A 22954-nucleotide genomic window follows, 5' to 3' on the forward strand; every position below is an offset into this window, starting at 1 on the left:
CCCCGCCCGGCCACCCCGAGGATGCTGCCATGGGTGGCCGGGCGGGGGAGCGGGCCGGCTAGGTTTGGCCTCGGCCAACGACCAAGAATCACCCTGTGGATATCTGATTCCCGCCATATTGTCTGACTAGCGTCGCGTCGTTAGAAGGTTCCCTGGGGGGAGCCGCCGATGGTGTCATCTGTCAACAACGCGGCTGAGTTGTTTCATGCTCTCTGTCTTTGTACTGGGCGCCGGTCTCTCGATCGGCGCGGCGGCGGCTGATTCGGCCTCGCTGCCACCTCTACCGATCGCACCGGTCGTGGTCGAGGCGGCGCCGCTGCAATCCGCCGGTCACCTTGTGCTGGCGGCGAACGGTCTCTCAGGGCTCGATTCGGAAAGTTTCGATCACCTGTTGAGCCTGACCGGCTATCAGGTCGACACCGCGCGCGATGGCGATGCCGCGGTGCCGCGGATCTATGCCGCGTCGATGCCACCGGACATGGCGGCCATCGCATCGAGTGACGACCGCAAGCGCATCTTCATCAAGCTGATGCTGCCTTTGGTTCTGGACGCCAACGAACGGCTTCTGGTCGACCGCGCCCGTCTGCTTTACCTGGCGGCGCGCGAGGACAGCGGCCTCACTGTGTCCTTCACCGAACGGCGCTGGCGTGCGGCGATGTACGAAGCTTACGGCGTTGAGCCCGGCGATCGCGACGAGCTCCTGGCGCGTGTCGATGTCATCCCGCCGTCGATGATGCTGGCGCAGGCGGCGCAGGAAACCGGATGGGGCACATCACGTTTTGTCCATGAAGGCAACGCGCTGTTCGGTCAGCGCATCTGGGAAGCCGGCGCCGGCATGGTGCCGGACGCCAGGGCGTCGGGCGAAAACCATGAGGTCCGCGCGTTCGACGGCCTGCGTGAATCGGTGTTCGCTTACATGGTCAATCTGAACAGCCATGACGCCTATGCGTCGTTTCGCGACCTCCGTGCGTTCTACCGCGATACCGACCGCGCACTGGACGGCTACCTGATGGCGACAGGTCTGGACGGCTATTCGGAAGAAGGCCAAGCCTATGTCGACAAGATCCGCGCGATTATCCGCTCCAACGATCTCACCGACTTCGACAGCGCGCGCCTGGCCGATTTGGCGCTCTAGGGTTTTCCTCTAGCCGCAACACCAGCCCACTCCCCACCCTCCGGGGCAAAACGCCGAGAGGCGTTTTCGCCGAGGCCACCCATGGCAGCATCCTCGGGACGGCCCGGCGGGGAGTGAGCTGGTAATGGCGTGAGTAAAACAGAACCTAGTCAGTCCCACCCGGCAGCAGGAAGGGCAGGCCCATCCAGCGCCAGCGGCCGTCGGGTCCGGGCAGCGTGCAGTTCAAGCGTGAACGGCCGGGCGGGAACGGGCTCGACAACCGAACCTCGACATGGTCGTCGCCCAAGATCTCCAACGCGACGTCCGCATCGTTCGAGGCAAAACAGTTGAGCTGGCTGAGCGAACCCACGGCTTCATCGACCGTGAATCCGATCTGTGGCGGGTTGTTTTCGCCCAGGTTTTCGGCAATCAGCATGCCGCTGGGCAAGACATCGCTGACCGGCAGCGGCAGCGCTTCGACGATCAGGTCGAACCGTTCAGGTTCGCCATAGCGTTCGTTCAGCGCGAAGCGCGGCAGCGTGAAGAGATTGTCGCCGTCATAGGCGACACCGGAATGCTGGCCGAGCGCGGCGTCGTATCCCGCCGCGGCAACAAGGTCGACGAGTTCGGGGCTGTACTCACCATAAGGGTAGGCATAGATCGACGGCACGAAGCCAAGCTCTTCGTTGAAGGCAGCGGTCATGCGCGCGAAGTCGGCCTCGATCGCGCCACGATCCATGAACGGCATGTGCTCGTGTGCGGCGCTGTGTGCGCCGATCTCGACGCCGGCGGCGGAGACCTCGCGTATCTCTTCCCATGTCATCATGTTGCGGCCGCCGCCGACCATGTCCGTGGCGACAAAGATCGTGAACGGCAGACCGGCCGCGCTTAGCCGTGGCCACGCCTCCTGGTAGACGGACTGGTAGGCGTCGTCGACGGTAATGACGACGGTCCGGTCGGGCAGAGGCGTCCCTTCCTTGAACGCGGCGATGACGTCGCTCAACGGCAAGACGTTGAAGTCGCCATTGGTCAGGATTTCAATATGACGGTCGAACTGGTCGAGGCGAATGTTGGTGGACGGATAGCTGTCTTCGCCGAACCGGTGATAGGTCAGCATGACGGCGCCGTTGTCGTCGGACGCTTGCGCGCTCATGCTGCCCGGCACGACCAGCGAGACGAGAACACCGACCAGCAAGCGCCGCAGCTTGGCACGTCGCCACGAGGCCGCTAAACCTGTCGGCCTCATCACACGCTGTCGGACACTATCTGGATTGCCCATAATGGTTCGCCTAAGCGACGACTCCCTCGATACACTGTTCCGCCAAGCCCGCACACACCGGCATTGGTCGGACAAGCCCGTTGCAGACGATATCCTGCGCGCTGCGTGGGAACTTGCCAAGCAAGGACCGACCAGCGCCAATTGTTCGCCCGGGCGGGTTGTATTTGTCGTCTCCCAAGATGCCAAGGCGCGTTTGTTGCCGCATTTGGACGAAGGCAATCTTCGTCAGACCAAGGACGCGCCTGTCACGGCCATCATCGCCCACGATTTGGAGTTCTATGAATATCTGCCGCGGCTGTGGCCGCGCGACGACGCGCGATCCTGGTTTGCCGGCCGCGAGGCGGCAATCAAGGCGACCGCGTTGCGCAACGGCAGTCTGCAGGGCGCTTACCTGATGATGGCGTTGCGCGCGTTGGGGTTGGATTGCGGTCCGATGTCCGGGTTCAGCGCCAAAGGGGTCAACGAAACGTTCTTCGCCGATACGACATGGCGCGCGAACTTCCTGTGCAACATCGGCTATGGCGACAGCGACCGATTGCATCCGCGCGACGACCGTCTGGCGTTTGACGAGGCTTGTCGGATCGTGTGATTGGCCAGGTCGGCCCCCACTAACCCATCATGGCGGTGCCGGCGGCGCGATCACTCAAGACCGGATAGTCGCGGGGACGGAACAGCTGATAGTGCCACCATTCGCGTACATACCAATCCCAACCCGCGGCGGTCATGAGTCCCAGCAGCAGCAGACGATTGCGCCGCGCGGCCGACGCCAAACCCGGCGCGTCGTGGTGACCGTTTGGGGTCAGGTCGTCGACCGGGCCTCCCATGTCGAGCTCGTTGCCGTCGCCATCGACCAAGGTCAGGTCGATGGCGACGCCGCGGCTATGCGGCGAGCCGCGACGCGGGTCAGCGACATAGTCGGGGTCCGGCGTGTGATGCCACAACGCCCACTGGGCTTCGCTCGGTCTGAAGGCGTCGTAGATTTTCAGGCGCAGGCCCTGCTCCTCAGCCAGCACGATGGCGCGCGCCAGAGCGGCAGCCGCGTCGCTGTGAAGCCAGCATCGCGCGTTGCGGTAGACCGGCTGGCCCATGAAGTTGTCGGCGCCGGCATAGGCAAGGGCGATGTCGACATCGAAGGCGGGGTGAGCGATTTCGACCAGCATGGTGCTTACTGTGTGTGGAGGACCCTGTTGCCCGACATTATCACGGCCGGAAGCCCTGGGCCATGAACGTGCTGGGTTTCGACACGACGACCGATGCCTGTTCGGCGGCGGTCTGGTGCGGTGACGGCCTTGCCGCCCACCGGTTCGAGACCCTGCGGCGCGGCCATGTCGAGCGCCTGGTGCCCATGGTGACCGACGCCATGGCCGAAGCCGGTCTCGACTTTGATGCGCTTGACCTGATTGCCGTGACGACAGGGCCGGGAACGTTTACCGGCATCAGAATTGGCCTGGCCGCCGCGCGCGGCTTCGGCTTGGCGGCATCAGTGCCGGTCGCTGGCATGACCAGTCTTGAGGTCCTGGCGGCGGCGCAAAGGTCCGGCGATCAAGACCGCGGCATTATCGCGGCCATCGATGCTCGGCGCGGCCAGATCTATCGCCAAGTCTTCGATGTGGCGATGGTGCCGCTCGAAGCGCCTTGCGTGGTTGCCCAGGACGCCGCGCTACCCTGGTCCGGCCGGTGGCTCGCGGTTGGCAGCGGGGCGTTTGTCTACGCCGGCATGGCTGACGTCGAGGTGCGTGAGGACAGCCGGTTACCGGATGCGTCCGTGTTGGTCGAATTGGCCTATCGCCGCTTTGGCGTGCCGGGCGCAACAATGCCGACACACTATCCCGCGCCGCTTTATCTGCGCGCGCCCGACGCCGATCTGCCGGAAACGTCTGATGGCTGACGTCGTATGTGTTGACGACGACGCGGCCGAGACGCTGTCGCGCCTGCACTTCGCCTGCTTCGACGAAGGCTGGAATGCCGGGACCTTCGCCCGGTTAATGAGCCCGCAAGGCAGTTTTGCCTTGCTCGCCTATGATGGCGAAGGCGCGCAACGGCCATCGGCGGCGATCGGGTTTGCCCTTGTGCGCCACACCCGAGGCGAGAGCGAATTGCTGACGCTTGGGGTCGTGCCGGCATGCCGCGACATGGGTGTCGCCCGGCAATTGATGACGGCGCTGCTTGATCGCGTGGCTAAGGATGGCGCGATGACCATGGTTTTGGAGGTGGCGGAGGACAACCATGCCGCGCGGCACCTTTACGAGACCTTTGGGTTCGTCGCGGTCGGCCGCAGGGCCGGCTACTACCGGCGAGATGAGGAGGTGGCGGATGCGGTTACCATGCGTGCCGATCTGGCCGGTCCCAAGGACTAGTGTTCGGCTTGGCGGTTACTTTGGATCCGGCGCCTTGCGAATGCGTAAGCGGTGCACGCGGCTGCCGGCTTCTTCAGGCTCCAGACTCAAGACTTCATGCCCGTGTTCGCGTACCGAGCGAGGAACATTTTCGAGCGGTTCGCCGTCATTCAAGCGTACTTCCGCGATCGAACCGCCGGCCATCTTTTCAATCAAAATCTTTGTTTTGACGAAAGTCATCGGGCAGACGTCACTTGTTATGTCTAGAAAAACGTCGTAATACTCAGAAGAGCGCTTTTCATCGTTGCTTACGGAACTGACAGAATCGGACACGATAACCTCTCCGGAGTTATGAACAGCACCCATGACAACTAATGATATGACTGCCATGACCGATCAGCCGACTGCCAGCGAACTTCTGGCACTGACGACCGAAATTGTCGCCTCGCATGTGTCCAACAACGAGATTCGTGCTGACGAATTGCCCGACTTGATCCGCCAAGTCTACAGCTCTCTCGCCAGCGCTGGCCCGGGCGCCGGAAAGGTCGAAGCCGAATTGCCGCAACCGGCCGTGCCCATCAAGAAGTCCATCATGCCGGACTATATTGTGTGTCTGGAAGACGGAAAAAAGCTCAAGATGCTGAAGCGGCATCTAAAGACCCGGTACGATATGACGCCAGACGAGTACCGCGAGCGCTGGGGATTACCGTCCGACTATCCCATGGTTGCGCCCAACTACGCCGCACAGCGCAGCGAACTGGCGAAGAAAATCGGTCTTGGCACCAAAGGCGGACGGCGCAAGAAGCGTCGTTGACGCGTGACCGCCCGGGCTTTGCTGTTCGGGCCCCCAGGTTATAAACTCAGTCATAGGACGCCTGAAGGCGTCGCGATCGGGGTATATCGCCCCGGCATGAGGATTGGGGACCGATGGCGTCACGAATAGAGCGCGCATGTCTAGACAAGGGCCTGAAGATGACAGAGCAGCGCCGGGTTATCGCCCGCGTTCTGTCGTCTGCCGAGGATCACCCGGATGTCGAGGAAGTCTATCGGCGCGCGTCCGAGCAGGACGAACGCATTAGCTTGGCGACGGTTTACCGAACCCTGCGCTTGTTTGAAGATTCGGGCATCATCGACAGTCATGATTTCGGTGGCGGTCGGACACGCTATGAAGCCAGTTCCGAAGAACACCACGACCATCTGATCGATGTGCAGAGCGGTGACGTCATCGAGTTCTATGACAAGGAATTGGAAGCGCTTCAGGTGAAGATTGCCAAACGATTGGGCTATCGCCTGGTCGAGCACAAGATGGAGCTTTTTGGCGTGCCCTTGGAAAAAGCCGCCAAGGGTCACGAATAGGGTGGCGCGGCTGCGCGAAGCGCACCACGTTCACCGGCTATGGTTATGAATCAGGAACATCGCGCCGACGAGACAGGCCGTCTGGACGAAGGCATCCAGCTTGGACCGCTGGTCTTGCGCCTGGCGCGCGACGACGCCGAAGTCGAGGCCGCGCAAAGGCTGCGCTATCGCGTCTTCTACGAGGAAATGGCGGCCAAGCCGGTCGGCAGGATGGCGGCGGAACAGCGAGACTTCGACGACTTTGACGCCATTTGTGATCATCTTCTGGTGCTCGATCCGGAGCTGGGTCACGGTGCCGAGGCGGTTGTTGGCACCTATCGCCTGCTGAGACGTTCCGTCGCCGACCAGCACAGAGAATTCTATACAGCCAGCGAGTACGACATCAGCAACATACGGTCTGTGAAGGGCGAGCTGGTCGAGCTCGGCCGCAGCTGTGTCGACGCGCGCTACCGGTCCGGCGCGACGGTCCAGGCATTGCTGCGCGGGCTTGGCGCCTATGTCGACCAATACGACATTAAGATCATGTTCGGTTGCGCCAGCCTGCATGGCACCGATCCTGATGAACTCGCCATGCCGCTGTCATACTTGCATCATTACTTGCAGGCGCCGGACGAGCTGAAACCCCGGGCGCTTGACCATCTCTACGTCAACATGAACATCCTGCCCCAAGATCAGGTCGACCAGCGTCGCGGCGCGGTGACCTTGCCGCCGCTGATCAAAGGTTACGCGCGGGCAGGCTGCCTGTTCGGCGATGGCGCCGTCATCGATCGCCAGTTCAACACGACCGATGTCTGCGTCATGCTTGATGTGGCGACGGCGACGGCGCGATACCGGCAACGGTTTGGTCACGAAGATGGAAACGACGGCGAAGCGACTGGTTCTTGAGAAGTCCGACGCGCCGGTCGCGCTTGGCAGTTCTGCTGTCGTTGGCGTGGTGCGCATCGCGCTCTATATCGCGTGGACACTGCCGTGCATGCCGATCCAGGCCTTCTTTCTGATCACACGCCTTCCCGGTCGGGTCACGTTTCCGGTCTTCTACCACCGCATCTGTTGCCGCCTTCTGGGTCTGAAGATCGAGGTCCATGGGCGTGCGACACGCAAACGCCCGACCCTCTTCATCTGCAATCACACGTCCTACCTGGATATCGAAGTCCTGGGCTCGTTGATCGGCGGCAGTTTTGTCGCCAAGGCAGAGGTCGCAGGTTGGCCCCTCTTTGGCTGGCTCGCCAAACTACAACGGACCGTGTTCGTCGATCGGCGACGCGGTTCGGCCGGCGACCAGCGCGATCAGATTGCCGAACGGCTCGATGCCGGCGACCGCCTGATCTTGTTTCCGGAAGGGACCAGTGGCGACGGCAATCGTGTGCTGCCGTTCAAAAGTGCACTGTTCTCGGTCGCCGAGCGGCGCGTGAACAATGAACCGCTCGTCGTCCAGCCGGTCTCGGTATCCTACGCGCGGTTCTCGAACCTGCCCATGGATCGGGATTTAAGGCCCTATTTCGCCTGGTATGGCGATATGTATCTGGCCACTCATGTCTGGCGCATGGTCAAGCTGGGCGGTGCCACCGTGGTCGTGCAGTTTCACGACCCCCTGACCATCGAAGAGGCCGGCGGCACGCGCCGCAGCATGGCCGAACACACCCATCGAATCGTTGCCGATGGCGTCGCGCGCGCGATAACCGGGCGGCTGCCGCGTTCGGCGCGGGGCCGTTTGGCCCGCCTGCGCCAACGGCGTGCGCGGTGATGGCCCACGTTGACTCCGGGGCCTTGCCTCAGGCATGGTGGGTTTGATAAACGCGATAAAACCGATCGCTAAAGGATGCGCCGGGCGATTAAGCGCCGCGACAACCGATTGCCGAAAAAGCTCTTCATCAAGACCTATGGCTGCCAGATGAACGTGTACGACTCCGGTCGTATGACGGACGTTCTGACGCCTTTGGGCTATCAAACGACTGATTCGCCCGATGGCGCGGATCTGGTCATCTTGAACACGTGCCACATCCGCGAAAAAGCGGCCGAGAAGGTCTATTCAGAGCTCGGGCGGATCAAGCCGCTCAAGACCCGCCGTGAAGGCGAGGGCGGATCGATGATCGTCGCCGTCGCCGGCTGTGTCGCGCAGGCCGAGGGCGAGGAAATCATCCGCCGCGCGCCGGTGGTCGATCTTGTCGTCGGGCCCCAGACCTATCACCGCCTGCCGGAACTGATCGCGCGGGCGCATCGCGAGGCTGGTGGCGTTCTGGATACGGACTTTCCCGTCGAATCCAAGTTCGACCATCTGCCACGGCCCCAGGCTCATGGCGGCGTCAGCGCCTTCCTGTCGGTCCAAGAGGGCTGCGACAAGTTCTGCACGTTCTGTGTCGTACCCTATACACGGGGCGCGGAATTCTCCCGCCCGGTCGACCAAGTCGTCGCCGAGGCCAAACGGCTGGTTGGCGACGGCGTGCGCGAGATCAACCTTCTGGGACAGAACGTCAACGCCTATCACGGCGCCGGCCCGGATGGTCGCGATTGGGGTCTGGCGCGACTGATCCGCGAACTCGCCGAGATCGATGGCTTGGAACGGCTGCGTTACACGACCTCGCATCCGCGCGACATGGATGACGACCTGATTGCCGCCCATGGCGATGTGCCGCAACTGATGCCTTATCTGCATCTGCCGGTGCAGTCGGGCGCTGACCGTGTTCTCGAAGCAATGAACCGGCGCCACAGCGCGGACGACTATCGGCGCCTGATCGACAAGATACGCCGCGCCTGCCCGGACCTCGCGCTGTCGGGCGACTTCATCGTCGGGTTCCCCGGCGAGAGCGATGCCGACTTCGCCGATACCATCAGGCTGGTCAGCGATGTCACCTATGCCAGCGCGTTCTCGTTCAAGTACAGCGCGCGTCCCGGCACCCCAGCGGCGAATGCCGGCGCCCAGGTCGATGAGGCCGTTAAGGTCGAGCGCCTGGCGGCTCTGCAGCAACTTCTGGGTGCCCAGCAGGATGCGTTCAACGCCGCGACCGTTGGCCAAACGCTGCCGGTCCTGGTCGAACGATCCGGCCGCAAGCCTGGCCAGATGGTCGGGCGCAGCCCCTATTTGCAGGCGGTCCACCTGGACGGGCCCGAGACATTGATGGGCACGCTTGTCGACGTGACCGTGACCGAGGCCCTGGCGAACAGTCTTGCCGGTGTCGCGGCATCGCCAGGCGCGCTGGCCGCATCGGTACCGCTGAGGGAGAGCGCATGACGGCTGGTGCCGGACCGCAGGAACAAACCGCAGCCCTGCGCTACCTTTCCTTTGACGACAACAGTCTGTTGCCCGCCTTGTTTGGCGAGCACGACCGTCACCTCGCGCGCATCGAACAACAGTTCGGTGTGGTCGTGACCTCGCGCGGTAACCAACTCGCTGTGTCCGGGCGGGAATGGTCAGCCGATGCCGCCTGCCGGGTCTTGAACGATCTCTACACGCGGTTGCAGAGTGGATTGCCGGTGACACAAAGCGAGGTTGATGCGGCTTTGCGGATCGAATCATCGCCCGAGCCGGATGGCGAGAAGACCGACGTTAAGATTGAGCTCAGAACACCGCGCCGGCGTATCACGCCGCGTTCGCGGATGCAGGCGCGGTATCTCGAAATGCTGGACACGACGGAGCTTGTCTTCGCGTTGGGCCCGGCGGGAACCGGCAAGACCTATCTGGCGGTCGCATCCGCCGTCGCGATGCTGGAGGCCGGCCGTGTCGATCGGATCGTCTTGTCGCGTCCGGCGGTCGAGGCCGGCGAGCGTCTGGGTTTCCTGCCTGGTGATCTCAAAGAAAAGGTCGATCCCTACTTGCGGCCGCTCTACGACGCCCTGCACGACACCATGCACGCCGACAAGGTGGTGCGGCGCATGGCCCATGACGACATCGAGATCGCGCCGCTCGCCTTTATGCGCGGACGCACTCTGGCCAATGCCTTTGTCATTCTGGACGAGGCGCAGAACACGCTGCCCATGCAGATGAAGATGTTCCTGACCCGGTTGGGCGAGAACTCGCGCATGGTAGTAACCGGCGACCTGACCCAGGTCGATCTGCCGACCGGCCAGAAGTCCGGCCTGGCCGATGCCTTGGATGTGCTCGATGGTGTCGAGGGCATTGGCGTTGCGCGATTCTCGGCGGCCGATGTCGTGCGCCACGAGCTTGTGACGCGCATCGTTGGCGCTTATGACGCGCAAGGCCGGCGTGGAAAGAAACCATGATCGAGCTGATGGACGCCGACGACCAGGGATCGAGTACCGCCGCCCGGCGCCGCGCCGGGCACCATCTCGACACAGACATCGCGATCGATGATGCCGGTTGGTTGGATGCCGTTCCGGGCGTTGAGGATCTGACGCGCCGTGCCGCGCGGCAGGCACTGGTCGTCGCGGGCGATCGTTATCGCTTCACCGTGTCGATCGTGTTGGGCGACGATCAGACGGTGCGCCGCTTGAACCGATCATGGCGCGGTATCGACAAGGCAACGAACGTGCTGTCGTTCCCGGCGCTCGAGGTTGCGCCCGATAGGGGGCCGGAGCCTGAGCCCGGCCACCCCAAGAACGAACCGATCGCGCTGGGCGATGTCATCGTGGCGCGCCAGACGGTGCTGCATGAGGCCGCAATGCAGGACAAGACAGCGAGCGACCACCTTGCCCATCTGATCATCCATGGCGTGCTCCATCTGCTGGGCTACGACCATCTGGACGACGGTGAAGCGGACCGGATGGAGGCCTTGGAGGCCGAACTCCTGGGCCATCTCGGCATCGCGGACCCCTACCGGTAGGCGCGGCGATGGCGGAACGATCGACACCATCGGGATTGGGTCACCAGGCGTTTTCTGGCTGGCTCAAAAAACTCCTGGGTGGCCGCAACGGCGATGCCAGCTTGCGAGAAAACGTCGAGGAGCTGCTCGACGAGTTCGAGGAGTCCGAACATCATTTGAGCGCGACACAACGCGCCATGCTGATCAATCTCCTGGAGTTCGGCGAACTGCGTGTCGACGACGTCATGGTACCGCGTGCCGATGTCATCGCGGTCGACGTTTCGACACCGTTGGACGATGTCGTCGAGGTCATGAAGCGAGAAGGCCACTCTCGCCTGCCGGTCTATCGCGACAGCCTGGATGACGTCGTGGGCATGGTGCATCTGCGCGATCTCCTGCCCTATTGGTCAACGCCGTCCGAGGAACAGCCCGAGGTCGAGTCCCTGTGCCGCCAGGTGTTGTTTGTGCCGCCTTCGATGCCGGTGGTCGATCTCTTGGCCAAGATGCGCGGCGCGCGGCTTCATCTTTCCCTGGTGGTCGACGAGTACGGCGGGACCGACGGCCTGGCGACCATTGAGGATCTTGTCGAACCGATTGTCGGCGAGATCTGGGACGAGCACGACAGCAGCGAGACGCCGACGCTGATCGAGCGTCCCGGCGGCGTCATCGAGACGAGCGCGCGCACGCCGGTCGAACTGCTTGAGGAACGCACCGGCATCGATCTGTTGCCAGAGGAGCGCGATGAAGATGTCGATACCCTGGGTGGCCTGGTGTTCGCGCTTCTGGGCCGCATACCGGCACGCGGTGAGCTGATCGCCCACGAGAGCGGGCTGGAATTCGAGATCACCGATGTCGACGCGCGGCGTATCAAACGACTGCGCGTGCGCCACGTGCCACCACTCGTCGCGCCAGAGGCCTGATATCGCAGCGGCGGCGGTTTCATTGCCGGGACGATTGCGTTCCCTGACCGGATTTCGCCGCGCCCTCCTAGCCATGGTCCTTGGTGCGCTGGTGACCGCGGCATTGCCGCCGGTGGATCTCCTGCCCTTGGCGGTGGTCGGATTTGTCGGCCTGGTCTGGCTGCTCGACGGCGCCAACCGCCGCCTGACGGCGATTGGCATCGGCTGGTGGTTCGGCGTCGGCCATAGCGCGACCGCCTACTACTGGATCGCCAACTCGCTGTTGGTCGACGTGGCGCGCCATGGCTGGCTCTACCCGCCGTCCCTGGCGGCGATCGCGGCGGGTTTCGCGCTGTTCCCCGCCTTGGTCGCCGGCGTGGCGTGGACCTGGCGTCCGGGATTGCCGCGGGTGGTTGCCTTCGGTGTCGCCTGGGTTGCCGTCGAATGGCTGCGCAGCTGGCTCTTCACCGGCTTTCCCTGGAACCTCATGGGCACGGTCTTCGATATCGACGCGCGCCTGTTGCAGCCGGCGGCCGTGGCCGGCGTCTACGGCCTCAGCGTCATCGCCATGACGGTGTGTTTGTTGCCGGCGCTCGCGGCCTATGGCGCCCCCGAACGTCTGGGCCGGCGCGCGCTCTATACGTGCTCGGCCGCCGTTCTGATCGTGGTGGCGACCGGCGGCTACGGCGCGTGGCGGCTCACCGCGCTCGAGCCTCTCGCCGATCAGGCGCCCGTCGACCTGCGGTTGATTCAACCCAATATTGCCCAGAGCGAGAAATGGCGTCCGGATCTCTACTTGTCGCATATTGCGATGCATATTGCGCATAGCCAGTTGCAATCTGAGACAATTCCAGACATCGTCATTTGGCCGGAGACAGCGATTCCCTACCGTGTCTTTCGGGAAACCGACATGGTCGATGCCCTCGTGGAAGCGGCGGTACCACCAGGCGGCGTGCTGATGGCCGGCGCTGTAACCAGTGAAAATGACGGCTCTGGTGCGCGGTTCTTCAACAGTTTGGTTGTGTTCGACGATCGTCGCGAGTTGGTTGCCGTCTATGACAAACATCATCTGGTGCCGTTCGGTGAGTACGTGCCGCTGCGCGGCGTTCTGCCGATCGACAAGCTGACGCCCGGCACCTCGGACTTTACCGCGGGGCCGTCGCCTCGAACCCTGGCGCTCGACGACCTGCCCGCTTTCAGCCCTTTGATCTGCTATGAAGCGATCTTTCCAAACGGTGTGGTGGCGCCGGAAGCGCGGCCGGCCTGGCTGCTGAACATCACCAATGACGGGTGGTTCGGCAACTCGTCGGGACCCTATCAACACCTGGCGTCGGCCCGATTGCGTACGGTTGAACAGGGACTGCCAATGGCGCGCGCCGCCAACACCGGAGTCTCCGCCGTGATCGATGCCGCCGGCCGTTACGTTGCCCGTCTGGACCTTGAACAAGAGGGTGTGATTGATGCGCGGTTGCCACCGCCGCTGGCCCCAACCATTTACAGTCTGTGGGGCAACTGGACGTTGTTGGTAATTCTTTTTCCTTTCCTCGTCTACTTGGCCTGTTCCTTGCTTGGAGTACCTCCAAAGGCGATCAAGCGGCTGTCCGCACAATCCGATCGTCAAAAAGCCGACCGATGAATGTTGGCGACAATGCAACTCGTTAGGGGAAAGACGACATGAACCAAGTAGAGCGTATCTCAACCGGGGGGGTAGAGAAGAAAACAGTCATGGCAAACAATCCAAATCCGATCGACATTCATGTCGGTGGCCGTGTCCGGCTGCGCCGCACGCTGCTGGGCATGAGCCAGGAAAAGCTGGCCCAGGCGCTTGGTCTGACGTTCCAGCAGATCCAGAAGTATGAGCGCGGCGCCAACCGCATCGGATCGAGCAGGCTTTATCACCTGTCGCAGATCCTTGATGTGCCGGTCTCGTTTTTCTTTGACGACATGCCGAACGACGTTGCCGCCGCCGGCGGCGGACGTGGCATGTCCGATGCCGAACAGGACCCCTATGGTCCCGACACCATGTCGAAGCGTGAAACCCTTGAGCTGGTGCGCGCTTACTACCGCATCCCTGATGACCGCCTGCGCCGCAAGGTGTTCGAGCTCGTCAAGGCCGCGGGTCCCAAAGACGCCGACCAGTAAACTCGTCCAATGACGCTTCGGCGCCGACACCCCCGTCGGCGCCGACGACCCCACGTCATTCTCGTGACACCTCGCCGTCGTTTGCCGGTGCGCCAATTCGCTTGACCGGACCCCACGGGATGGTGGAGGTTCCGCCCCGTCTTGATTGCTGTCGAACACGGTGACGCCGCCCGGCCGGGTGGACGCGACCGGGATGTCAAACTGCCGAAAAGAAGGAGGGGTTGGCGTGGCCAGGACCAGCTACCTGTTCACCAGTGAATCCGTGTCGGAGGGCCATCCCGACAAGGTCTGTGACCGCATTTCCGATGCGGTGGTCGATGCCTATCTGGGCGCCGATCCCAACGCGCGTGTCGCCTGCGAGACGCTGACCACGACCAATCTGATCGTGATCGCCGGCGAGGTCAGGGGCCCGGCCAATGTTCTGCCGTCGGTCGAGGAGCTCGCGCGTGGCGCGGTGAAGGCGATCGGTTATGAGCAGGACGGCTTTCACTGGCGCGATGCCAAGGTCGAGGTGCACCTGCACGCCCAGTCCGTCGATATCGCGCAAGGCGTCGACGCCAGCGGCAACAAGGCCGAGGGCGCAGGCGACCAGGGCATCATGTTCGGTTACGCCTGCCGCGAGACCGACGCGCTGATGCCCGCGCCCATCCATTATTCGCACGAGATTTTGCGGGCTCTGGCGGACGCCCGCCACAGCGGTCGGGAGTCGGGCCTGGGTCCGGATTCCAAAAGCCAGGTCACGCTCGCTTACGAGAACGGTAAGCCGGTCCGTGCCACCTCCGTGGTTGTCTCAACCCAGCATGCCGACAGCCTGGAAACCGAAGAGGTGCGCGAAATCGTGCGCCCGATCGTTGAACAGGTGCTGCCGGATGGTTGGATGTGCCCGGATGACCAGTTCTACGTCAATCCCACGGGGCGCTTCGTCATCGGCGGTCCCGACGGCGACTGCGGCCTGACCGGGCGCAAGATCATCGTCGATACCTATGGCGGTGCCGCACCCCATGGCGGCGGCGCTTTCTCGGGCAAGGACCCCAGCAAGGTTGACCGTTCGGCCGCTTACGCCGCTCGGTATCTGGCGAAGAACGTGGTCGCGGCCGAACTGGCCGACCGTTGTTCGATCCAGCTTTCCTATGCCATCGGCGTCGCCGATCCGCTGTCGGTCTATGTCGATACCTACGGCACCGGCAATGTCGCCGAGGACACGATCGAAAAGGCGCTGCGCGAGGTGATGGATCTGCGTCCGCGCGGCATCCGCGATCACTTGGCGCTCGATCGCCCGATCTACGAGCGGACCGCGGCCTATGGCCATTTTGGTCGCGCGCCGGAGTCCGATGGCGCGTTCTCCTGGGAACGCACGGATCTGACCGAGGATTTGAAGGCCGCCTGCGCGTAAGCGGGCGGCTGACTGGTACGGCCATGCCCCCCGACGATCGCCGCGGGCGCCAGCTTCACGGGCGCCGCCGCGGTCATCGCCTGAGCGCGCGCCGCCAGCACTTGGTCGACGAACTCTTGCCGCGCGTGGCGGTTGCCCCGGAACCGGCCATTCTGACATCCGAAGTGCTTTTCGGGAGGCCATGTTCGGTCTGGCTCGAAATCGGCTTCGGCGCCGGCGAACACCTGGCCTGGCAGGCCGAACGCCATCCCGACATTGGATTCATCGGGGCGGAACCTTATATCAACGGCGTCGCCACGCTGCTGGCTTCGGTCGATGACGGCGATCTCGATAACATTCGGGTTGTCCCCGACGATATCCGGCCGGTTCTCGAGCGTTTGACGCCGGGCATGCTGGATCGGGCCTTTGTCCTGTTTCCCGATCCCTGGCCCAAGACCCGACACCTGAAGCGACGCCTGGTTGATCCGCGTTTGGTCGCCAGATTGGCCGATTTGCTGGCTGATGGCGCGGAACTCAGGCTGGCGACGGACGACATGAGCTATGCCCGCCAGATTCTCCAGGTGACGACCGCCAATCCGGCCTTCCGCTGGAAGGCGCGGCGTCCAGGCGATTGGCGGCATCGATCCGGGGATTGGCCTGAGACCCGCTATGAGGCCAAGGCGGTCAAAGCCGGACGCTCGCCGGTGTATTTGATCTTCGAGCGCTGCCGGCGTTGTCGGGCCTAGACCGGGGGTTCCGGCGCGTTTCCGGGCGCCAGACGCATGGCGACTGGTCCGTCGGGGCCCTCGGCGAGCAGAAAGTGAACATTCATGCCGGTTTCGACGGGTCCGAGATCCCGGATACCGGCGTCGTCCAGGCGAAAGAAAATGTCGCCGCCACCGTCCTGCGGGGCGACGAAACCATAGCGTTTTGAAGGGTTGTACCAGACGATGACGCCGTTCATGACGCGACCATCCGTGCGCCCGGCAGGGCTTGTCAAGCGCTTGACAAAAAACTTGCCCGGCGCGCCGGGATGACTAAGATGCGCGCCAGTTTGAGGTGGCTTGTGGCCACGGGCTGAGAGGTGGGCGTTAAGCCCACTTTTTTGTTTGGAGGAACTGCCGCGGCCGAGTTGACGGCGGTGTGTAGCGTACCCTTATGGACCTCGCGGGGGGATCGGCCGGATGAGCCTGGCTGACGAGATCGAACGATTGATCGCCCCGACGGTTGAGGACATGGGGTACCGGATCGTTCGCGTAAAGTTGTTTGGCAGCGGACGCCGCACCTTGCAGGTCATGGCGGAGCGCGCAGACGGATCGCCGGTGGTTGTCGACGATTGTGCCGACATCAGCCGGGCCGTTTCGACGCTGCTCGATGTCGAGGACCCGATCGGCGGCGCCTATGACCTGGAGGTCAGTTCCACCGGGATCGACCGGCCCTTGGTCAAACTGGACGACTTCGTTCGTTTCGCCGGGTTCGAGGCGATCGTCGATGTCGACCCGCCGGTGGAAGGCCGCAAACGGTGGCGCGGCCGGATCATCGGCGCCGAAGACGGTGTTGTCCGCCTGGATGACGGGCGCGACGGCGTGGAATTGAGTTTTGACGGTATCGTCAAGGCGAAGCTCGCGTTAACCGACGAGTTGATCGCCGCGATGGCACCGGGACACGAGGACGCATAAGAGGAGAGGCTGAGGCATGGAAGCTGCCGCTGCCCTGACACAGGAACAGTTGATTCAAGTGGCCGATGCGGTCGCGCGCGAGAAAGGTATCGAGCGTGAGACCGTGATCGATGCCATGGAGCAGGCGATCCAGCACGCCGGCAAACGAAAATACGGCCACGAGCACGACATCCGCGCGACCATCGACCGTGCGTCTGGTGACGTTTCGCTGATGCGCTATGTCGAAGTCGTCGACGAGGTCGAGAACCCGGCGACCGAGATCACCGTCGGCGAGGCCCAGCAGCGCAATCCGCTGGCCAAGGTTGGCGACTTCATCTCCGAAGAATTGCCGCCGATTGAGTTCGGCCGTATCGCCGCCCAGACCGCCAAACAGGTCATCGTGCAGAAGGTGCGCGAGGCCGAGCGGGCGCGCCAGTATGAAGAGTACAAGGACCGCATCAGCGAGATCGTGAACGGTCTGGTCAAGCGTCCCGAGCACGGCAACTGGATCATCGATCTGGGCAAGGCCGAGGCCATGCTGCGCCGCGACGAAAGCCTGCCGCGCGAGATCCTGCGCCGCGGCGACCGGGTGCGTGGCTACATCTACGACGTGCGCCAGGAGCCGCGGGGACCGCAGATTTTCATCTCGCGCAGCCATCCCCAGTTCATGGCCAAGTTGTTTTACCAGGAGGTGCCGGAGATCTATGACGGCATCATCGAGATCAAGGCGGTCGCCCGCGATCCCGGCAGCCGGGCCAAGATCGCTGTCCTGTCCCACGACAGCTCGATCGATCCGGTCGGCGCCTGCGTCGGCATGCGCGGCAGCCGCGTCCAGGCGGTCGTCAATGAGCTGGGTGGCGAGAAGATCGACATCATCCAGTGGTCGCCTGATACCGCGACCTTTGTCGTCAACGCGCTGGCGCCCGCAGAAGTCACCAAGGTCGTCATGGACGAGGACGACCGGCGCATGGAAGTCGTCGTGCCCGATGACCAGTTGAGCCTGGCGATCGGCCGGCGTGGTCAGAACGTGCGGTTGGCCTCGCAACTGGTCGGCTGGGATATCGATATCCTGACCGAGAGCGACGAGAGCGAACGGCGCATCGAGGAGATGCGTCTCAGGAGCGAGCACTTCATGGAGACGCTGGACGTCGACGATGTTCTGGCCCGTCTTCTGGTGACCGAAGGTTTCTCGGCGGCCGACGACGTTGCTTATGTGCCGATCGACGAACTGGCCGGCATCGAAGGCCTCGACGAAGGCATTGCCCAGGAGCTTCAGAGCCGCGCACTCGCTTATGTCGAGGAGCGCGACCGCCAGATGGAGGTCAAGCGTCAGGAACTCGGCGTCAGTGACGAGCTTGCCGCCATCGAAGGGTTGACGCCGGTCATGCTGGTCGAACTCGGTGAGAAGGACATCAAGACGCTTGATGATCTGGCCGACCTGGCCGGCGACGAACTGATCGAGGACTACCTGCCCGACAGCTACCTGACGCTCGACGAGGCAAACGCGATGATCATGGCGGCGCGCGCCCATTGGTTCCCCGATGAGGAGGAGACCGAGGAGGGTGCAGCGGAAGACGCTGGCGAGGAAACGGAAGCCAGCGACGAAACGGAAGCCAGCGAGGAGGAGGTCTGACCCTGGCCGAACTGGCGATCGATAGGAAGACGACAGCGCCCGAGCGGCGATGCCTCGTCACCGGCGAGACCGGCGACAAGGCCTTGCTCGTGCGTTTTGCGTTGTCGCCAGATGGCCGGGTGGTGCCCGACATCGCCGAACGTCTGCCTGGCCGTGGCGCCTGGGTGACGGCGCGGCGCGATGCGGTGGTGACCGCGGCGACGAAGGGTTTGTTCGCGCGCGGTTTCAAGGGCCGCGCGCTGGCCGATGCGGCGCTGGCCGATCAGGTCGAGGCGCTCTTGGAGACGCGATGTCTTGAGCTGCTTGGTCTGGCGAAGCGTGCCGGTCAGGCAGTTGCCGGGTTCGACAAGGCCCAGATGCTCCTGGCAAGCGGCGAGGCGGCGTATCTGCTGCAGGCGGGCGACGGCGCGCCGGACGGGCTGCGCCGGCTGAAACGCGCGGCACCGGATGTTGCCGTGCTAATCTGTTTTGATGCGGCGCAGATGGGTGCGGCGCTCGGCCGTGACATGGCCGTGCATGTGGCGCTGAAACCCGGTGGCTTGGCGACGGCCCTGCGACGCGATGTGGAACGGCTGCGCGGTTTTCGCGACGACGTGGCCGTGACCGATAGAGATGAAAAAGAGCGGCGGTAAAGATGGCTGAGACGACAGATAAAGAAGCCAAAGGCAAGACGCTGAGCGTGAACCGTCCCGGACGGCTCGACCTCAAGACGACTGTCGACGGTGGCCAGGTACGCCAAAACTTCCCCCGTGGCCGCTCCAAGCAGGTCGCGGTCGAGGTCAAGAAGCGCCGGGTCATCAAACCCGGTCGCGCGCCCGCGGCAGAGGCTGAGAAGCCCGAGGCCAAGGACGCGCCGGCGCCTGAAGCCAAGGCCGCACCGAAGGCCGAGCCCAAGGTTGAGGCGCCCGCCAAGCAGGAGCCCGCGGTCGATGCGCCGCAGGACGCCCGCGCGCCGATCGTTCTGAAGAACCTGACGTCGGAAGAGCGCGCCAGCCGTGTTCGCGCGCTGGGCGAGGCACGCAAGTCCGAGGAAGAAGCCCGTAAGCGCGCGGAGGAGGACGCGGTCCGGCGCGCTGAAGAAGAGAAACAGGCGGCGATTGAGCGCGAGGAATCCGAAAAGCGCGCCAAGGAAGAAGAGGATCGCCGTGCGAAGGAAGAAGAATCGCGTGTGAAGGCCGAGGAGCAGGCGGCGCGTCTGTTGGAAGAAGAGGCACCGGCCGAGGCGGCCGCTGCCGCGCCGCAAAGCGCGCCGCGTGGCCGCGCTGATGCCGAAACGCAGGAAGCCGAACGCAAGAGCGCCAAGGACCGGCGTTCGCGTCTGGCGCCGCGCTCGCGCAACGAACCACGCCGCCGCGGCGGCAAGCTGACCGTGTCTGAGGCCCTGGGCGCCGAGGATGAGGAAGGCCGCGCACGCAGCCTGGCCGCGGCGCGGCGCGCCCGCGAAAAACTGCGCCAGCAGCAGATGGGCCAGAAACAGGGCGGCGGCTCCAAGAAAGTCGTCCGCGAGGTCGTTATCCCCGAGGCCATCACGGTTCAGGAACTGTCCAACCGCATGGCCGTGCGCGGCGGCGACGTCATCAAGAAGCTCATGGACATGGGCCAGATGGTCACGATCAACCAGGCGATCGATGCGGATACCGCCGAGCTGCTCGTCGAGGAGTTCGGACACAAGGTCAAACGTGTGGCCGCAGCCGATGTCGAGGTTGGTTTGAAACGTGATGAAGATCCCGATGAGGCCAAGAAGCCGCGTCCGCCCGTTGTCACCGTCATGGGCCATGTCGACCACGGCAAGACGTCGCTGCTGGATGCGCTGCGCAAGACCGATGTCGTTTCGGGCGAGGCCGGCGGCATCACCCAGCACATCGGCGCCTATCAGGTGACGCTTGAAGGCGGTCACAAGATCACGTTCCTGGATACGCCGGGTCATGCGGCGTTCACCGCCATGCGCGCGCGCGGCGCCAGCGTGACTGACATTGTCATTCTGGTGGTTGCCGCCGATGACGGCGTCATGCCCCAGACCAAGGAGGCGATTGACCACGCCAAGGCGGCGGAAGTGCCGATCATCATCGCCATCAACAAGTGCGATCTGCCCGGTGCCGATCCCGATCGCGTCCGCCAGGATCTGCTCCAGCACGACCTGGTCGTCGAGAAGATGGGCGGCGATGTCCTGGACGTGGAGGTTTCCGCGACCAAGGGCGACGGCCTCGACAAGCTGGAAGAAGCGATCCTGTTGCAGGCCGAGGTCATGGAACTGGCCGCCAACCCGGACCGCAGCGCCGAAGGCATTGTGGTCGAGGCGAAGCTGGAGAAGGGCCGCGGCGCCGTTACCACCGTGCTGGTCCAGCGCGGTACGCTGCATGTCGGCGATATCATGGTTGTCGGCAAGGAATGGGGCCGCGTTCGCGCCCTGATCGACGATCGCGGCAAGAACGTCAAAACGGCCGGCCCGTCATTCCCCGTCGAGGCGCTTGGCCTGGGCGGCACGCCCGATGCCGGCAGCGAGTTCCAGGTCGTTGAGAACGAAAAGCGTGCGCGCGAGGTCTCGACTTACCGCGAGGAGCAGGAGCGCGACGACAAGATCACCGCCGGTGGCCGCGCGTCGCTTGAGCAGATGTTCGCCAACATCGCCTCCGGCGAACTGAAGGAACTGCCGCTGGTCATCAAGACCGACGTGCAGGGATCCGCCGAGGCGATTACCGCCAGCCTGGAGCAGTTCGCAACCGACGAGGTCGCCGCCAAGGTTCTGTTGAGTGCGGTCGGCGGTATCACCGAAAGCGACATCACGCTTGCCAAGGCGTCGAACGCCATCGTCATCGGCTTTGGCGTGCGCGCCAACAGCCAGGCCCGTACGCTCGCCGAACGCGAAGGTGTCGAGCTGCGCTATTACAACATCATCTATGAACTTCTGGATGACGTGCGCGACATGCTGTCGGGCCTTCTGGCGCCGCACAGCGAGGAAAAGGTGCTGGGCGCGGTCCAGGTGCTGGAGACCTTTGACATCTCGAAGATCGGCCGCATCGCGGGTTGCCGGGTGCTCGACGGTGTCGTGCGCCGCAATGCGCGTGTCCGCGTCTTGCGCGATGGCGTGCCGCTGTTCGACGGCGCGATCAAGAACCTCAAGCACCACAAGGACGAGGTGCGCGAGATCAAGGCCGGCCAAGAGTGCGGCATTCAGCTCGACGGTTTCCATGATGTGGAGGTCGGCGACGAAATCGAAGCCTATGAGCTTCAGGAGGTAGCACGCACGCTTGCCAGCTAAGGTGGCGTGCCGCGACGGGCGCAAGCCCGAAACTGTGAGTTATGACCAAACAAACACGACCTGAGGCGGGCCAGCGACAGCTGCGCGTCGGCGAAGAGATTCGTCACGTCCTGGCGGAAATCATCGCCCGTGGTGAACTGCGCGATCCCGCGCTCAGTGGCCGGCCGATCACCGTGACCGAAGTGCGCATGAGCCGCGACCTGCGCTATGCCACCGTCTTCGTCCTGCCGCTGGGCGGCGAGGAGACCGACGAGGTGATCGCGGGTCTCGACCGCGCCAAGCCGTTCCTGCGGTCACAGATCGGCCGCCAGGTGCGGCTGCGGTTTACCCCGGACCTCACCTTCCGGGCCGACCGCGGCTATGAGTATGCAGCGCGCATCGACCAGCTTCTCAAAGACAGCGATGGCGCGTAGACGCAAGGGCCAGGACATCGACGGCTGGGTGGTCCTGGATAAACCGCTCGGTCTGTCGTCGACCCAGGCGACGGCGCGGGTGCGCGGCATGCTGGGCGCCCGCAAGGCCGGCCACGGTGGCACCCTCGATCCGATGGCGACAGGCATCCTGCCGGTGGCGCTGGGCGAGGCGACCAAGACCGTCGCCTGGTGTCAGGATGGCAAGAAGAGCTACTGCTTCACGCTGCGCTGGGGCGAGGACCGCGACACCGACGACAGCGAGGGCGAAGTAACGGCCACATCGGATATCCGACCCGATGCCGGACAGATCGCCGACGCCATCAAACAGTTTGAGGGCCAGATCCACCAGCTGCCGCCGCGCTATTCGGCGCTCAAGGTTGATGGCCGGCGGGCCTATGACCTCGCCCGGGCGGGCAAGGTGCCGTCGCTTCGGCCTCGGCGGGTGTTGATCGAGCGCCTGGACCTGATCGAGGTGCCGGACGTCGATCACGCGGTTTTTGAGCTGGACTGCGGCAAAGGCACCTATGTTCGCGCTTTGGCCCGTGATTTGGCGGCGGTTTTGGGGACCTGCGGCCATGTCGCGGCCCTGCGCCGAACCCGGGTCGGGCCGTTTGGTCTGGACCGGGCGATTTCTCTGGAAACCCTGGAGCAGTTTGGGCATAGTCCCGCGCTCTCGGGGCACCTGTTGCCGGTCGAGGCGGCGCTGGACGACATCCCGGCGCTGACTTTGAGCGAA

At 63.8% G+C, this 22954-nt stretch carries 26 protein-coding genes; 22 read left to right on the plus strand and 4 right to left on the minus strand.

Annotation, left to right across the window (positions count from 1 at the left end; all coding sequences use genetic code 11):
- Positions 1–205: 205 nt before the first annotated feature.
- The gene (locus tag AAF563_22665) at positions 206–1135 is read left to right on the plus strand and encodes a glucosaminidase domain-containing protein (protein ID MEM7124098.1); all 930 of its coding nucleotides are present in this window, start codon (positions 206–208) and stop codon (positions 1133–1135) included.
- Between the two features lie 145 nt (positions 1136–1280).
- Here the strand turns inward: AAF563_22665 and AAF563_22670 are convergent, their stop codons facing one another.
- Positions 1281–2360, minus strand: coding sequence for a polysaccharide deacetylase family protein (locus AAF563_22670; GenBank protein MEM7124099.1), 1080 nt, complete (start codon positions 2358–2360; stop codon positions 1281–1283).
- 34 nt (positions 2361–2394) lie between these two features.
- Between AAF563_22670 and AAF563_22675 the strand changes: the two genes are divergently transcribed.
- Positions 2395–2982, plus strand: coding sequence for a malonic semialdehyde reductase (locus AAF563_22675; GenBank protein ID MEM7124100.1), 588 nt, complete (start codon positions 2395–2397; stop codon positions 2980–2982).
- A gap of 19 nt (positions 2983–3001) precedes the next feature.
- Here AAF563_22675 and ddpX read toward each other — a convergent pair whose 3' ends face one another.
- Complete coding sequence (gene ddpX / locus AAF563_22680) at positions 3002–3553, minus strand: D-alanyl-D-alanine dipeptidase (protein ID MEM7124101.1); 552 nt, start codon at positions 3551–3553, stop codon at positions 3002–3004.
- Between the two features lie 62 nt (positions 3554–3615).
- On the opposite strand from ddpX, the gene tsaB reads away from it, so the two are divergent.
- A complete protein-coding gene (gene tsaB / locus AAF563_22685; GenBank protein MEM7124102.1) occupies positions 3616–4281 on the plus strand; it encodes a tRNA (adenosine(37)-N6)-threonylcarbamoyltransferase complex dimerization subunit type 1 TsaB in 666 nt (221 codons plus the stop codon).
- On the plus strand, positions 4274–4750 hold the full coding sequence (locus AAF563_22690) for a GNAT family N-acetyltransferase (protein MEM7124103.1): 477 nt from the start codon (positions 4274–4276) through the stop codon (positions 4748–4750). The genes tsaB and AAF563_22690 overlap by 8 nt, the downstream gene beginning before the upstream one ends.
- Before the next feature lie 15 nt (positions 4751–4765).
- Here AAF563_22690 and AAF563_22695 read toward each other — a convergent pair whose 3' ends face one another.
- Complete coding sequence (locus AAF563_22695; GenBank protein MEM7124104.1) at positions 4766–5062, minus strand: sulfurtransferase TusA family protein; 297 nt, start codon at positions 5060–5062, stop codon at positions 4766–4768.
- Positions 5063–5117: 55 nt separating this feature from the next.
- On the opposite strand from AAF563_22695, the gene AAF563_22700 reads away from it, so the two are divergent.
- From AAF563_22700 to AAF563_22755, 12 genes are all read left to right on the plus strand, one after another.
- Entirely contained in the window at positions 5118–5543 is a 426-nt protein-coding gene (locus tag AAF563_22700) for a MucR family transcriptional regulator (protein MEM7124105.1), read from the plus strand.
- Between the two features lie 113 nt (positions 5544–5656).
- Positions 5657–6085, plus strand: coding sequence for a Fur family transcriptional regulator (locus tag AAF563_22705; protein ID MEM7124106.1), 429 nt, complete (start codon positions 5657–5659; stop codon positions 6083–6085).
- Between the two features lie 45 nt (positions 6086–6130).
- A complete protein-coding gene (locus AAF563_22710) occupies positions 6131–6970 on the plus strand; it encodes a GNAT family N-acyltransferase (protein ID MEM7124107.1) in 840 nt (279 codons plus the stop codon).
- Positions 6939–7829, plus strand: a complete 891-nt coding sequence (locus AAF563_22715; protein MEM7124108.1) for a lysophospholipid acyltransferase family protein — start codon at positions 6939–6941, stop codon at positions 7827–7829. The genes AAF563_22710 and AAF563_22715 overlap by 32 nt, the downstream gene beginning before the upstream one ends.
- A gap of 75 nt (positions 7830–7904) precedes the next feature.
- Positions 7905–9314: a tRNA (N6-isopentenyl adenosine(37)-C2)-methylthiotransferase MiaB gene (gene miaB / locus AAF563_22720; GenBank protein MEM7124109.1), complete on the plus strand. Its 1410-nt coding sequence runs from the start codon at positions 7905–7907 to the stop codon at positions 9312–9314.
- Positions 9311–10303 (plus strand): PhoH family protein, encoded by a 993-nt coding sequence (locus AAF563_22725; GenBank protein ID MEM7124110.1) that lies wholly within the window; start codon positions 9311–9313, stop codon positions 10301–10303. Before miaB ends, AAF563_22725 begins: the two co-directional genes overlap by 4 nt.
- A complete protein-coding gene (gene ybeY, locus AAF563_22730) occupies positions 10300–10863 on the plus strand; it encodes an rRNA maturation RNase YbeY (GenBank protein ID MEM7124111.1) in 564 nt (187 codons plus the stop codon). The genes AAF563_22725 and ybeY overlap by 4 nt, the downstream gene beginning before the upstream one ends.
- A gap of 8 nt (positions 10864–10871) precedes the next feature.
- Positions 10872–11762, plus strand: a complete 891-nt coding sequence (locus tag AAF563_22735) for a hemolysin family protein (GenBank protein MEM7124112.1) — start codon at positions 10872–10874, stop codon at positions 11760–11762.
- Between the two features lie 22 nt (positions 11763–11784).
- A complete protein-coding gene (lnt, locus tag AAF563_22740; GenBank protein ID MEM7124113.1) occupies positions 11785–13377 on the plus strand; it encodes an apolipoprotein N-acyltransferase in 1593 nt (530 codons plus the stop codon).
- 89 nt (positions 13378–13466) lie between these two features.
- A complete protein-coding gene (locus tag AAF563_22745) occupies positions 13467–13883 on the plus strand; it encodes a helix-turn-helix transcriptional regulator (GenBank protein MEM7124114.1) in 417 nt (138 codons plus the stop codon).
- Between the two features lie 226 nt (positions 13884–14109).
- Positions 14110–15276 carry a methionine adenosyltransferase gene (metK, locus tag AAF563_22750; protein ID MEM7124115.1) on the plus strand — a complete coding sequence of 389 codons (1167 nt, stop codon included), beginning with the start codon at positions 14110–14112 and terminating at the stop codon, positions 15274–15276.
- A 23-nt stretch (positions 15277–15299) separates the two neighbouring features.
- The gene (locus AAF563_22755) at positions 15300–16001 is read left to right on the plus strand and encodes a tRNA (guanine(46)-N(7))-methyltransferase TrmB (GenBank protein ID MEM7124116.1); all 702 of its coding nucleotides are present in this window, start codon (positions 15300–15302) and stop codon (positions 15999–16001) included.
- Here AAF563_22755 and AAF563_22760 read toward each other — a convergent pair.
- Complete coding sequence (locus AAF563_22760; protein MEM7124117.1) at positions 15998–16219, minus strand: cold shock domain-containing protein; 222 nt, start codon at positions 16217–16219, stop codon at positions 15998–16000. The genes AAF563_22755 and AAF563_22760 overlap by 4 nt on opposite strands.
- Positions 16220–16439: 220 nt before the next feature.
- Here AAF563_22760 and rimP point away from each other — a divergent pair, with 220 nt between their 5' ends.
- The 6 genes from rimP to truB all read left to right on the plus strand — a co-directional run.
- On the plus strand, positions 16440–16934 hold the full coding sequence (rimP, locus tag AAF563_22765; GenBank protein MEM7124118.1) for a ribosome maturation factor RimP: 495 nt from the start codon (positions 16440–16442) through the stop codon (positions 16932–16934).
- 16 nt (positions 16935–16950) lie between these two features.
- Complete coding sequence (gene nusA, locus AAF563_22770) at positions 16951–18546, plus strand: transcription termination factor NusA (GenBank protein MEM7124119.1); 1596 nt, start codon at positions 16951–16953, stop codon at positions 18544–18546.
- Positions 18547–18563: 17 nt separating this feature from the next.
- Complete coding sequence (locus AAF563_22775) at positions 18564–19178, plus strand: RNA-binding protein (protein ID MEM7124120.1); 615 nt, start codon at positions 18564–18566, stop codon at positions 19176–19178.
- A 2-nt stretch (positions 19179–19180) separates the two neighbouring features.
- Entirely contained in the window at positions 19181–21805 is a 2625-nt protein-coding gene (gene infB / locus AAF563_22780; GenBank protein MEM7124121.1) for a translation initiation factor IF-2, read from the plus strand.
- A 41-nt stretch (positions 21806–21846) separates the two neighbouring features.
- Positions 21847–22218, plus strand: coding sequence for a 30S ribosome-binding factor RbfA (rbfA, locus tag AAF563_22785; GenBank protein MEM7124122.1), 372 nt, complete (start codon positions 21847–21849; stop codon positions 22216–22218).
- Positions 22208–22954 (plus strand): tRNA pseudouridine(55) synthase TruB (gene truB / locus AAF563_22790; GenBank protein ID MEM7124123.1); only part of this gene is annotated, 747 nt, incomplete at its 3' end. The genes rbfA and truB, both read left to right, overlap by 11 nt.

This window comes from Pseudomonadota bacterium (assembly GCA_039028155.1).
GTDB lineage: Bacteria > Pseudomonadota > Alphaproteobacteria > SP197 > SP197 > JANQGO01.